The organism is Bosea sp. PAMC 26642 (assembly GCF_001562255.1).
Lineage (GTDB): Bacteria > Pseudomonadota > Alphaproteobacteria > Rhizobiales > Beijerinckiaceae > Allobosea.
Genome location: NZ_CP014301.1, coordinates 1,123,701 through 1,137,616 on the forward strand (window position 1 = coordinate 1,123,701; position 13,916 = coordinate 1,137,616).

Genomic DNA, 13,916 nt, shown 5'->3' on the forward strand with positions numbered 1-13,916 from the left:
TGCCAGGCAGAGCGCCATCAGCATTTTTGTCATCGCCCGCTCCCTGTCGGCCATTCTCATATCGGCCGTTAGACGGAGGCTACACGCAATCGGCCTGTCTGTCCCTACGTTAAGAGCAAAAATTCTGTCCATGCGGAACGAGTTTATCGATCCCGCCATCATCGATGCGACGCTTCCGTTTCGTGCAACGATCCTCGCCGATGCGCCGCATCGGGCGGTCCCGCAACTGGCTGCAACGATCGAGGATGTAAAGGTGGCGCCGCGAGAGCTTTCGGATACTGTCACGACGTCGGCAGATTTTAGGTCGGGTGGGAGTTTTGGGTAGCGCCGAGATCGATTGCAGCTGCAGGCTGTCATAAAACGTCTTGCCCATTCGTGGGAACCCTCCGCTGGCTCGCCCGTTCATGATCGAGCAAGAGCAAGGTGGTGGGCAGGTGGCATTGATTGAGGCGCGGCCGCTGGAAGAGGCGAATTCTGTTCGCCGTTCCTGCGTTATGGAAGGCCATGTTTCTCCACGAATTTATTATCTTCACCCGAGATTGGGCGGGGAAAAGTCGTCCTGGCGTCAGTCAGTCCGGCACGCCAAAGATCTCGGCTTCACGCATGTTCTCCTCGCCTGGCCGTTCGCTGGCCCATCGCGCGATCTTTTTCTAACCTGGGATCTTCGCTGCATCGACGGGCAGGCAGCAGAGCCACTGCTGAGCTCGCTCGCTCGCGAGTGCGACGCTCTGGGTCTCGTGTTTTGGATCGATCTTGCCATCCAGAGCGCTGATGCTGCTGGACCCTTGGCAGCCGGAGATACAGGCGCGTGGGTCGAAAACAGGGGCGAGGCACTCGATCCCCGTACCATCATGTCCCGACGCAGCCGGAGAGCGGCCTGGGAGGGTGAGGAAGCGTGCGCGCGGCTGATCCCATTCTGGCAGGCCGAGGTCCTGAACCTGCAGGCATTCGGAGCATCTGGCGTCCGCTGTCACGATGCGCAGGTTGTGCCGGCGGGGATCTGGCGCGAGATTCTGGCCCCGGCGCGCCGGGCCCAGCCGGAATTTCAGGCTCTGGCCTGGAGGCTGGAAGCGTCCCGGGCTGAAAGTCCGGCGATCGGCGACACCTTCGACTTCCTCTCGTCCTCTGTCGCCCAATGGGATGACGAGAAGCGTCGGTGGATCGATGAGTACAACGCGCTCGCCGAACATGTGGCTGTCATAGGGTTTCCGGAAGATCCGTTTTCGCCCCGAAGGCCGGCCCGGGCGTCAGTGAGTCCCTCACGGAGCGGGCAGCTTGCGTTGATGGCCTCGGCCCTGTTGGCCGATGGCTGGCTCATGCCCATGGGCTTCGAGTTCGGGATGGAAACGCCCTTCCTTCACGCGAAAGCGGAGGATTTTCTCGCGGCCTCGCAAGGAAGCACGGATCTCAGGCCCGCCATCGTGACGGCTAACGAGGCGGCTGCCGCGCTGGGGAGCAGCCGGGGAGGTTCGATGCGGGCGCTGCAACTCGGGCGCGGGCTCGATGCCATTTTGCGGTCGGATGCCGCATCCCGGCATCTCGTCTTGCTGAACCGGGATCCTGTCAACGCCGTCGCAGTCGATGTCGATGTGATGGCTGCGCGACTGGGCGCGGTCCCGCCAGACCACAGCAAGCTGGTCAGGCTGCAGCCGGCTGCCGGCGCGGCAGTCGCATTGTCTGCACGCTCTCCGATCAAGAGCGTGCATCTCCTTGAGCCTGACGAGAGGGAGCGTCTGGAGAGCGAGCGTATCGCGATCGAGTCGATTGCCCCGTCCGTCGATCATGGCCGCTTCCCGGTCAAGCGCAGCGTCGGCGAAATCGTCGAAGTCGCCGCGGATATCTTCAGCGACGGGCATGAGGTGCTGGCAGCCGAGCTTCTCTGGCGACCGGCCGACGAGGCGTCGTGGTTGCGCACGCCGATGATCTTTGTCGCCAATGATCGCTGGCAGGCGCGCTTCCCGCTGCTTCGCGAGGGACGTTACCACTTCGCCATCGAAGCCTGGTGGAGCGAGTTCGGCACATTCCTGCGGGATTTGGTCAAGAAACGCGATGCTGGCCTCGATGTCGCGGTCGAGATCACGGAAGGCCGGCTCATTCTGGAGAAGTTCGCGCGAAGCGCGGCCCCGGCGGACCGGATGGTTATCGAGGATCATCTGCGGCGACTGAGCACGTCCCAGGGTGAGAGCGCTGCCGTCTTTGCAGCAGACGCCCTGATCGCGGCAATGGAGCGGGCCGATCCGAGAACACATGCGACCGGCGCTTCTGATCTCCTGTCGATCGAGGCCGAGCGCGAGGCTGCGAGCTTCGCCAGCTGGTATGAGCTGTTTCCGCGCTCGATCACGGACGACCCTGCGCGGCACGGGACATTCCGCGATGTCGTCGGCCGCTTGCCCGCCATCAAGGCGATGGGGTTCGACGTTTTGTATTTTCCGCCGATCCATCCGATCGGCAAGACCAACCGCAAGGGCCCCAACAATACGTTGACCCCCGGCCCGGATGACCCGGGCAGCCCTTATGCCATCGGTTCGAGCGATGGCGGCCATGACGCGATTCACCCGGAACTCGGAAGTCGCGACGACTTTCGCGATCTCGTGCGGGAGGCGGCACGGCACGGGCTGGAGATCGCCCTCGACTTCGCTATCCAGTGTTCGCCGGATCACCCCTGGCTCACCGAGCATCCCGGCTGGTTCCAGTGGCGGCCGGACGGGTCGATGCGCTACGCCGAAAACCCCCCGAAGAAATATCAGGACATCGTCAACGTCGATTTCTATGCGAGCGAGGCCGTGCCCGGCATCTGGCTCGCTCTGCGCGACGTCGTCCAGGGATGGGTCGACGAAGGCGTGCGGATTTTTCGCGTCGACAATCCCCATACCAAGCCGTTCCCGTTCTGGGAGTGGCTGATCGCCGATATCCGCTCGCGCGATCCTGGCGTGCTGTTTCTGGCCGAAGCCTTTACCCGGCCCAAAGTCATGTACCGGCTAGGGAAGGTCGGTTTTTCGCAGTCCTATACCTATTTCACCTGGCGCAACACCAAGGCCGAGCTGACGGAATACCTGACGGAGCTGAACACGGCGCCTGCACGCGAAATCTACCGCCCGCATTTCTTCGTCAACACGCCCGACATCAACCCTACCTTCCTGCACAATTCCGGTCGCCCGGGCTTTCTGATCCGCGCGGCCCTGGCCGCTAGCTTGTCCGGGCTCTGGGGCATGTATTCGGGTTTCGAGCTTTGTGAATCGGCCGCCATCCCCGGTAAGGAAGAATATCTCGACAGCGAGAAATACGAGATCAGGCCGCGCGACTGGGAGGCGCCGGGTAACATCATTGCTGAAATCACGCGTCTCAATATGATCCGGCGCAGCCATCCGGCACTGCAGAGCCATCTTGGCCTGACGTTCTACAACGCCGTGAACGACAACATCCTGTATTTCGGCAAGCGGGCGCCTGACGATGGCGAGATCATTCTCGTTGCCGTCAACCTCGATCCTTTCAACGCGCAAAGCGCGGCGATCGAGGTGCCGTTGTGGGAGTTCGGCTTGCCCGACGATGCAACGGTCGCGGTCGAGGATCTAATGCACGGCCACCGCTTCGACTGGCACGGCAAGTTGCAGACCATCGTTCTCGAGCCGCGGGAGCTTCCCTTCTCGATCTGGCGCATCGCTGCCCCTGAGAGTTCTTCCCAATGAATATGATACAGCCGACGATCACGCCCGACGCCAATGCGGCCGATCCGCAATGGTACAAGGACGCGATCATCTACCAGGTGCATGTAAAGTCGTTTTTCGACGCCAACGACGATGGCATCGGCGACTTTCCGGGTCTGATCGCCAAGCTGGATTACATCGTCAGCCTCGGTGTCAACGTGATCTGGCTGTTGCCGTTCTATCCTTCGCCGCGGCTCGACGATGGCTACGACATCTCGGAATACAAGGCGGTCCATCCCGACTACGGCACAGCGGCTGATGTGAAGCGGTTCATCCGTGCGGCGCATGACCGGGGTATCCGCGTGATCACCGAGTTGGTGATCAACCACACCTCCGATCAACATCCCTGGTTCCAGCGGGCGAGGGCGGCAAAGCCCGGCTCGCCGCATCGCAATTTTTACGTCTGGTCGGACAACAACCAGCTCTACTCCGGCACGCGCATCATCTTTCTCGATACCGAGCGCTCCAACTGGACCTGGGACGCAACGGCGGGAGCCTATTTCTGGCATCGGTTTTATTCGCACCAGCCGGATCTGAACTTCGACAATCCCGCGGTGCTCAAGGCCGTGCTCGGCGTGATGCGCTTCTGGCTCGATCTGGGCGTGGATGGCCTGCGTCTCGATGCCGTGCCATATCTGATCGAGCGCGACGGCACCTCCAATGAGAATTTGCCCGAGACCCACGCCGTATTAAAGCAGATCCGGGCGGATCTGGATGCTTCGTTCCCCGACCGCATGTTGCTGGCGGAAGCGAACATGTGGCCGGAGGATACCCAGGCCTATTTCGGTGAAGGCGACGAATGCCACATGGCGTTCCACTTCCCGCTGATGCCCCGGATGTATATGGCGATCGCGCAGGAAGACCGCTTCCCGATCACCGACATCATGCGGCAGACGCCGGATATTCCCGAGGCCTGCCAATGGGCGATTTTCCTGCGCAACCATGACGAGTTGACGCTCGAAATGGTCACCGACAAGGAGCGGGACTACCTCTGGAACTTCTACGCCACCGACAAGCGCGCCCGGATCAATCTCGGCATCCGACGCAGGCTCGCGCCGCTTCTCGAACGGGACCGGCGCCGTATCGAACTCATGAACAGCCTGCTGCTTTCGATGCCGGGAACCCCGGTCATCTACTACGGCGACGAACTCGGCATGGGCGACAATATCTTCCTGGGCGACCGGGACGGCGTCCGTACCCCCATGCAATGGTCGCCGGACCGAAACGGCGGCTTCTCGAAGGCGGACCCGGCCAGCCTCGTCCTCCCGCCCGTCATGGATCCGCTTTATGGGTTCGATGCCGTCAATGTCGAGGCGCAGACGCGCGACGCCCACTCGCTGTTGAACTGGACACGACGCATCCTCGGCGTGCGCAAGGAACATAAAGCCTTCGGGCGCGGAGCGTTGCGCTTCCTCTATCCGAAGAACCGCAAGGCTTTCGCATATCTGCGCGAATATGATGGCGAGACGATCCTGTGCGTCGCCAACCTCTCGCGCTCGGCACAGGCGTTCGAGCTCGACCTGTCCGAATTTGCGGGTCGCCACCCCATCGAGATGCTCGGCAACTCGATCTTCCCGGCGATCGGCCAGCTCACCTACCTTTTGACGCTCCCGCCTTACGGCTTCTACTGGTTCATCCTGGCTCAGGATGCCCAGGCGCCGTCATGGCACGCGCAAACTCCCGAGCCGATGCCGGACTACACCACCTTCGTGCTGCGCGGCGGAGCAGACGAGATGATCACGCCGCAAAATCGGGCCGAGTTCGAAGCGAATATCCTCCCGCCATACCTTGCGAAACGTCGCTGGTTTGCCGCCAAGGATCAGAAGCTCGACAGCGCTCGGGTCGTATTCACGGCACGGATCGGCCTGAAGCGCGAGTCGGCCCTCGTCGCTGTCGAGGCCACGCACGGCAAGGGAACCGAGCGCTATCTCCTGCCGCTGGGGATCGGCTGGGACGACGAGGCCACGACGGCTCTGCCGCAGCAAATGGCGCTGGCGCGGGTCCGACGCGGACGCCGCACGGGCTTCCTGACCGACGCCTTTGCGCTGGCAAGCTTCATCCATGAACTGCTTGCCCTGCTGAAGACGGGAAGCACGATCAAGAGCACGTTCGGACAGATCTCGTTCCGGCCGACCGCAGCCTTCGAGAACGTCGAGGTCCTGCCCGAAGATCCCGTGCGCTGGCTCTCGGCCGAGCAGTCGAATTCGTCGGTCATCATCGACCACAAGGTGATGCTGAAACTGTTCAGGCGCCTTGCTCCCGGTCAGCATCCCGAGGCGGAAATGTCGCGGGTGTTGACGGAGCGCGGCTTCCGTAACGCCCCGGCGCTGCTGGGCGAAATCGTCCACGTCCCCGATGACGGCGAGGCCGAGGTCATGGCGGTGATCCAGGCCTTCATCCCGGGCGAGGGCGACGCCTGGGAGTGGACCTCGTCCTATATCGGCCGCGTCATCGACGACATGACGCGCGAGGACGTCGATCTCCATGACCAGCTTGCGCTCTACGAGGGCTTTTCGCGGACGCTGGGACAGCGCCTGGGAGAGATGCATCGTGTGCTCGCACAAGAGACGGAGGATGAGGCCTTCAAACCGCTGCCTGCCGGGCGCGAGCAGGTCGAACGCTGGTTGAAGCGTATCCGCAGCCGGGTCGACGCTGCCTGCGAGAATTTGAGCAGCCGCCGCGACGCGCTTCCCGAGGAGGAGCAGGCGCTTGCCGACAGCGTCCTGGAGCGCCGCGATGCCCTTCTCGCTCTCGTCGAGCAGCTGAGCCGCGAAGGTGAGGGGAGCCTGCTTCACCGGATCCATGGCGACTTCCATCTCGGCCAGGTGCTGGTGGCGAGCGGCGATGCGATGATCATCGACTTCGAGGGCGAGCCTGCGCAGCCTCTGGCGGAGCGGCGGGCCAAGGACAGCGGCTGGCGCGATGTCGCCGGTATCCTGCGCTCCCTGGATTACGCGCTCGCTGCGGGGCGGCGCGCGGGCACTGCTGCAGGGCGGGAAGCTCGCTACGCTTTGTTGGACGATGCCTTCCGCAAGACGATGCCGAAGGCACTGCTGCAGGGTTATCACGATGCCTTGACCACGCAGCCGGGCGAGCGCGCGCCGGACGGAGAAAACGGCCTGCTCGAACTCTTCATGCTCGAAAAGGCGGCCTACGAGATCAACTACGAAGTCAGCAATCGTCCGGAATGGTTGGTCGTGCCTTTGCGCGGCATGACCGAGCTTATGGATCGGCTCCTGGCGAGAAAGACGCAGGATGACTGAGATTGCCATCGATCGCGTCCCGCCGCTCGATCCGGACACTGCACTTGCACTGGTGGCGGGGCAATTGGGTGATCCTTTCGCCAGTCTTGGCCCTCATCAGGGTGCGGCCGGACGATATCTGAGGGTGTTCGTGCCGGGCGCGAAGGCGGTCATGGTGCGACAGGGGGAGAGTGAGGCGCGAGGCCTTCTTGCCTCGCAGCCCGCAGGTCTCTTCGTCGGCGATTTGGCCGAAGGTCCTTACGTGCTGACGGTTTCATGGCCGGGCGGCGAGCATGAGACCGAGGATCCGTATGCCTTCGGCCCTCTGCTGGGCGACCTCGATGTTCATCTCATCGCGGAAGGCCAGCATCAGGATCTGGCCAGCGCGCTCGGCGCGCAACTGACCACGATCGATGGTGTGCGGGGCGTGCGTTTCGCTGTCTGGGCCCCCAACGCGCGGCGTGTCTCCGTAGTCGGGACCTTCAATTCCTGGGACGGCCGCCGAAATATGATGCGCCGTCGCGGCGCCACCGGCATCTGGGAGCTGTTCGTGCCGCGCCTTGGCAGCGGTGAACTCTACAAATACGAGATCGTCGACCGAGAGGGTCATCTGCTGCCTCAAAAGGCCGATCCTGTGGCCCGGGCGGCAGAACTGCCACCCGGAACCGCATCGATCGTGCCGCGGCATGCATCGCATGTCTGGAACGACGACGCCTGGATGGCTTCGCGCGCCGAGAGGCAGAGCAGCGCCGCGCCGATCTCGATCTACGAGATACACCCCGGCTCATGGGTCCGCGGGGCCGACGGCGAAAGTCTCGACTGGCGCGGCCTGGCTGACCGACTCGTGCCTTATGCCAAGGCGATGGGCTTCACCCATGTCGAGCTCCTGCCGGTGGCCGAGCATCCCTTCACAGGTTCGTGGGGCTATCAACCGCTCGGGCTGTTCGCGCCGACCCGACGCTTCGGCGAGCCGGAGGATTTCGCTCTTTTCGTCGATGCCTGCCATCAGGAAGGCATCGGCGTGATCGTCGACTGGGTGCCGGCCCACTTCCCGTCGGACGCTCATGGGCTTGCCCGCTTCGACGGCACCGCTCTGTACGAGCATGAGGACCCGCGGGAGGGTTTCCACAAGGACTGGAACACGCTGATCTACAATTTCGGCCGGCGCGAGGTCTCCAACTTCCTGATCGCCAGTGCGCTGTATTGGCTTGATCATTTCCATGTCGACGGCCTGCGCGTCGATGCGGTCGCTTCGATGCTCTACCGCGATTACAGCCGCCAGCCCGGCGAGTGGGTCCCCAATATTCATGGTGGCCGCGAGAACCTCGAAGCGGTGGCGTTCCTGCGCCATCTCAACGCTTTGATTGCCGAACGTCAGCCCGGCGCGATCGTGATCGCCGAGGAATCGACGGCCTGGCCGGGTGTCACCCGCGCTTCCGCCGAAGGGGGGCTTGGCTTTTCGTTCAAGTGGAACATGGGCTGGATGCACGACACGTTGCAGTATCTGCAGCGCGATCCACTCTACCGGGGCCATCACCATGACGAGATGACGTTCGGTCTCGTCTACGCGTTCTCCGAGCATTTCATGCTGCCCTTGTCACATGACGAGGTGGTGCACGGCAAAGGCTCGCTGCTGGAGAAGATGCCCGGCGACATCTGGCAGAAATTTGCCGGCCTGCGCGCCTATTTCTCCTTCATGTGGACCCATCCCGGCAAGAAGCTCCTCTTCATGGGAGGCGAGATCGCGCAGCGCCGGGAGTGGAACCACGACGGCGAGATTGACTGGGACCTGCTGAAGGATCCCCGTCACCACGGTGTCCAGGCCCTGTTGTCCGATCTGAACCGGATCTACCGGGACTGGCCGGCACTTCATGCGACCGACAGTTCCCCCGAAGGCTTCCGCTGGCTGGTCCAGGACGATCGGCAGAACAGCGTCTACGCCTTTGTTCGCGCGCTGCCGGGACAGCAGCCGGTGCTGGTGGTCGTGAACATGACGCCGGTCACGCACTGGAATTATCGCGTCGCGGTCCCGCATTCCGGCCACTGGCGCGAGATCCTGAACAGCGACGCAAGCCAGTATGGTGGCTCGGGCATCGGCAATGGCGGTGGCGTGCAGGCCCGTGGCGAGGCACAGGGCAGCGAGCCCGCCTCGATCGAACTCGTGCTGCCGCCGCTGGCAGCCCTCGTCTTCGTGCACGAGGGGAGTTGCGGCTGAACTGGCTGGAAACTCGCCCTCTGTCGAAGACGCTATTGCTTCCTCAGGACCGCGACCGGCAGAACCTGCAGGATGTCGCTGACGAGACCGCCGCATTCGCCGATCGTCATCTCACGCCCGGACAGGATATCCCGCCAGACCCCTTGCGCAGCCCCGACTGAAAGGCCGGTCCAGTGCTCGCCGACCGGCATGACCCAGTCCTGACGGCCGACATCCGTCAGCCGGGCTACGACAACGAGGAGCGTCTCGGAGCCAAGGCTGCGCTCGAAAGCGACAATGGCATCGCCATCCGGTCCGTCGACCGGGATGAGGCGATAATCCCCCTCCCCATAAAGGCGTGGTGACTCGCGGCGGTCCTGAAGCAGGGACGCGATGATGCGCTGCTTGATGCGTCCGTCCTGCCAGGAACTCAGCAGTTCCTCTACGGAGGCAACCGCCTCCAGCGATTTCTCCAGCGCCGCATAATCCACGGGCCTGCGGTTGTCCGGATCGACCAGTGAAAAGTCCCAGAACTCGGTGCCCTGATAGAAATCGGGCACTCCGGGCACTGTCAGCTTGAGCACCGTTCGGGTCAGGCTCTTGACCATGCCGCGCAATGCCAGGTCGCGCGCCAGCGGCCTGAAGCTGTTCAGGAAAGGGCTTCCCGGCTCGAGAGCGCGGGCGATCAGGTCTTTCGCCGCCGTCTCGTAGGCGGTCTGCGGGTTGGTCCAGCTGGTGTGACGCTTGGCCTCTCGCAAAGCCTTTTCAACCCAGCCCTTCATGCGCTCGCGGAAGGCCTCGAGTTCGGTGTCGCGATTCTCCTCAAGCAGAGCGATAGGCCAGGAGGCGAGGATTTGCTGCAGCATGAAATGCCGGTCATTGGCGTTGGGCAAGGCGGGATCGGGTGCGAACTCACGGCTCATCGATGTCCAGATGCGGGCTTGTTCTCTCCAGCGCTCGGGCATTTCGGTGAGCGCCAGGAGCCGGGCCCGGCCGTCCTCGCCTCGCTTGGTGTCGTGGGTGGCGGTCGCGATCATCGCATGAGGCCATGATTTGCGACGCTCCATGTTGGCGGTGTGGAAGGCTTCCGGCGCGACACCGAACTGGCTCGGCTCTCCGCCCACCTCGTTAAGCGCCAGCAGCGCGCCGTAACGATAGAACAGGGTGTCTTCCAGGCTCTTGGCGGTGACCGGGCCGGTCAACTGCTGGAAGCGACGCCGGAAGCGGGCGATGTGTTCTGGCGACGGCCCGGCGCCGGCGCTGTCGATGTCTCCCAGAAGCACCTTGGCGATCAGTTCATGCAACGTGTTGTCCGGCATTCTGCTCGCCTTCATGGCGGCGCCTACGGTCTCCTCGATCAAGGTCCTGTCTTCGGGAGCCGGTTCATCGGCGATGTAGCTGCGATAGACCGGGAAACGCTGGATGATCTCCGTCAGCGCCCGGCGCATGGCCTGGATCGTGTAGTCCCGCGTGCGTCGGTCGGCGAGGACGATGCGAGCCAGGTCCGATACTATAACCTCGAGTTCGCTTGCGAAGCTGGTCTCGAGGGTTTCACGCTTGGCCTGCCGCAGCAGCAGATCATACTCGTCCCGGCATCCGCTCGCTTCACGGTAGGTCGCCTCGATCGATCCGGCGGCGTCGCGCGCGACAAGCACGCCATCGATCAGGTTCAGCACATCGTAGCCGGTCGTGCCTGACATCGGCCAGGGCCGCAGCACCTCGCCATGCCCCAGTATCTTCTCCACGAGGATGTAGAAGCCGGGCCCGACCTCGGTCTGCAGAGCCCGGATATAGGCTTCCGGATCCGCCAGGCCGTCGACATGATCGATCCGCAGGCCCTGGATCCGGCCCGCTCGCACGAGGTCGAAGATCAGCGCGTGGGTGCGCTGGAATACCTCCGGCTCCTCGACGCGCACGCCTGCCAGCGTGTTGATATCGAAGAAGCGACGATAGTTGATGTCGCTGGCCGCCACACGCCAATAGGCCAGCCGATAGCTTTGCATCTCGAGAATGCGATGCAGCGTGTCGAAACTCTCCGGAATCCCGGTTGCGCCATTGAGCATCGCGATCGTCCGCGCGGCGGCTTCGGAAAGCCCAGATGACGCTGCGAAGGCGTCCGCGAGCCGTTGCTTGAGCCCCTCGCACTCCGCGAACACATCCGGCTGGCCAGCTTCACCGAGTGTGCGCAGCCTGGCCGAAAGCGCGAGCACTTCGCGGAATGCCGGCTCGGCGGGATCGGGCGCCAAGGTCAGCATCCGGTCGAGTACGATCGGATAGGTAAGGGGATTGATCGGAAAGCGATGCTCCCAGTGCCAGATGCTGAAGCTGCCCTCCTGCTCATCGACGGTGAGCTTCAGCTCGCCCGTCTCCAGGGCATCGCCGTAACGTTTTCCCAGAAAGGGCAGCACCAGTTTCCCGTTCGCGCCGATCCTTTCCCAATCGATGTCGAACGTCGCTCCCTGCGGAGACAGCTGGCCCCATTCCATCACCGAGAGCCACCAGTCATTGTCCGCCCCCCCGATTCCCATGTGGTTGGGTACGATGTCGAGTATGAGGCCGATATCATGGGCCTTCAGCGCATCGGAAAACCGCAGAAAGCCGGCTTCCCCGCCGGGTTCTGGGTTGATCATGGAATGGTCGACGATATCGTAGCCATGGGTCGAACCAGGGCGCGCCTTCTGTATCGGAGAGGCATAGACATGGCTGATGCCGAGCCGGCTCAGGTAGGGAACGATTGCAGCCGCGTCGTCGAAGCTGAAGTCCTTGTGGAACGGCAAACGATAGGTCGCACGCGGCGCGGGGGCGGCCAGCGCGCTGGCGTCATGACCTTCGGTGCGCCCGGCTGCCAAGGCAGTCCCAACCTCGGCGCTGACGGCATGGGGAGATGCTATGCCGGCTCGTTCGGCAAGCTCCGCGGTCGATACATTGCGCGGACTCATGAAGCACGCACCAGCATCGCGCCCGTCCAGGGGCGCAGGACGATGTCACTGGAGGCCTCGATGGTTTGGCTTGCCCAAATCGTCCGTGTGCCCGCCGAACCTCCCGATAGCCGCACCTCGTCTTCTCCGAAATTCGCTATGAAGCGCAGGCTGCCCATCAAAAAATCCCATTGAACCTCGATGGCCTCGGGTGCCGGTCGTTCCCATCGCGCGCCGCTGAACCCGCTGGCGGTCAAGGGGGCGATGATCTCCCGCCTGAGGCGCAGCAACGCGCGGGTTTCGGCCAAGGCCTCCGAATGAGGGGAACGCTCGATCTCGTCCCAGTCGAGGCAGGATTGCGCAAAAGTTTGCGAAGCAGTCGGGTCGGGGAGCATGTCGTGCGCCGACTCGTCCTGAAAGATGCCGAAACCGGCGAATTCCCGCCGCCTTCCGTTGCGTACCGCTTCCGAAAGATCCAGATCGGCGAAATCGACAAAGTACTGGAAGGGAGCGGACGCCTGCCACTCCTCGCCCATAAACAGCAACGGGATCTGCGGCGACAGCAGAAGGCCGGCTCTGGCCAATTCCATTTTTTCAGGTGTCGTCAGCGCGCCGATGCGATCTCCAAATGCGCGGTTGCCGACCTGGTCGTGATTTTGGAGAAAAGCGACGAAAGCCGTGGGCGGCAGATGGGTCGAGGGTTCTCCGCGCGCCATATTGTCGTGGCGGGAGATTTCCCCCTGATAGGCGAAGCCTTCGGCCAGACAGCGGCCGAGATGCGCAGCCGGATCGTCGTAGTCGCCATAGTAACCGTCTGCCTCCCCGGTCAGCAGGCGATGCCAGGCGTGGTGGATGTCGTCGTTCCACTGGGCGCTGTGCAAACGCGGAGCATGGTCGTCGTCGCGCTCGAGCCAGCGCGCCTGGTTGGCATTGTTCTCGAGCACGAGGTGGATGTGGCGATCGGGCAAGTGGACGCGAATCCGTTCCCCGAGTTCTGCGATGAAGTGCTTTTCGCTATCGTCCGCGATGGCATGCACGGCATCGAACCGCAGCCCATCGAAGTGATACTCTTCGAGCCAGTAAAGCGAATTGTGGATGAAGTAGTCGCGGACTGTGTCGGCCGCATCGCCGTCGAAGTTGATCCCAGCCCCCCAGAGGGTCTCGTGCCGATCCGTGAAGAAGGTCTTTGCGTAGGCGGGCAGATAGTTCCCGGACGGGCCGAAATGGTTGTAAACGACATCGAGGAAAACCATCATTCCTCTATGGTGAGCCGCATCGACAAGCGCCTTCAGATCGTCAGGCGTTCCATAGGCATGATCGGGCGCGTAATGCAGCACGCCATCGTAGCCCCAGTTCCGACTCCCTGGAAAATCCGCGATCGGGAGCAGCTCAAGCGCGGTGATGCCAAGATCGCTCAGGTATTCGAGCTTCTCCGCAAGGCCGGCAAAAGTGCCTTTCGGAGTGGCCGTTCCGACATGGGCCTCATAAAGAACCGTCTCTTCCCAGGGCCTGCCCTTCCACCCACCATCGCTCCACGCGAACGCGAGAGGGTCTACGACGATGCTGGGGCCGCTCACATCCTCTGGCTGAAAACGCGAAGCGGGATCTGGAACATGAAGACCGCCGTCGATCCTGAAGAGGTAGCGCGTCCCGGCGCCCGCACCAGGCACATCCAACCGGTACCATCCCCGGTCTTCCGGGATCATGTCATCTTCGCGATCGTCCAGAACCAGCGATACCTTGTCGGCCGAAGGGGCCCATAGCGCAAACCGTGTGCCGTCATCGCTCAATTCGGCGCTAAACGGCATTTTGTAGGCCCGATGCATCCAACGTTTCCTGTTCGTGAGAATATCTCGGC

The 13,916-nt window shown here is 62.9% G+C and carries 5 protein-coding genes; 3 read left to right on the forward strand and 2 right to left on the reverse strand.

The features are described from left to right. Positions 1-404 precede the first annotated feature (404 nt). From AXW83_RS26420 to glgB, 3 genes are read left to right on the forward strand one after another with little or no spacing between them, the layout of a single operon-like run. Entirely contained in the window at positions 405-3,686 is a 3,282-nt protein-coding gene (locus AXW83_RS26420) for an alpha-1,4-glucan--maltose-1-phosphate maltosyltransferase (protein WP_168166063.1), read from the forward strand. After that, on the forward strand, positions 3,683-6,967 hold the full coding sequence (gene treS / locus AXW83_RS05285; RefSeq protein ID WP_066611271.1) for a maltose alpha-D-glucosyltransferase: 3,285 nt from the start codon (positions 3,683-3,685) through the stop codon (positions 6,965-6,967). The genes AXW83_RS26420 and treS overlap by 4 nt, the downstream gene beginning before the upstream one ends. Then, positions 6,960-9,161, forward strand: coding sequence for a 1,4-alpha-glucan branching protein GlgB (gene glgB / locus AXW83_RS05290; RefSeq protein ID WP_066611272.1), 2,202 nt, complete (start codon positions 6,960-6,962; stop codon positions 9,159-9,161). The genes treS and glgB overlap by 8 nt, the downstream gene beginning before the upstream one ends. A 32-nt stretch (positions 9,162-9,193) precedes the next feature. Here glgB and treY read toward each other — a convergent pair whose 3' ends face one another. Both treY and treZ read right to left on the reverse strand, forming a co-directional pair. After that, positions 9,194-12,079, reverse strand: a complete 2,886-nt coding sequence (gene treY / locus AXW83_RS05295) for a malto-oligosyltrehalose synthase (RefSeq protein WP_082766959.1) — start codon at positions 12,077-12,079, stop codon at positions 9,194-9,196. Next, complete coding sequence (gene treZ, locus AXW83_RS05300; protein ID WP_066611275.1) at positions 12,076-13,884, reverse strand: malto-oligosyltrehalose trehalohydrolase; 1,809 nt, start codon at positions 13,882-13,884, stop codon at positions 12,076-12,078. The genes treY and treZ overlap by 4 nt, the downstream gene beginning before the upstream one ends. Positions 13,885-13,916 lie beyond the last annotated feature (32 nt).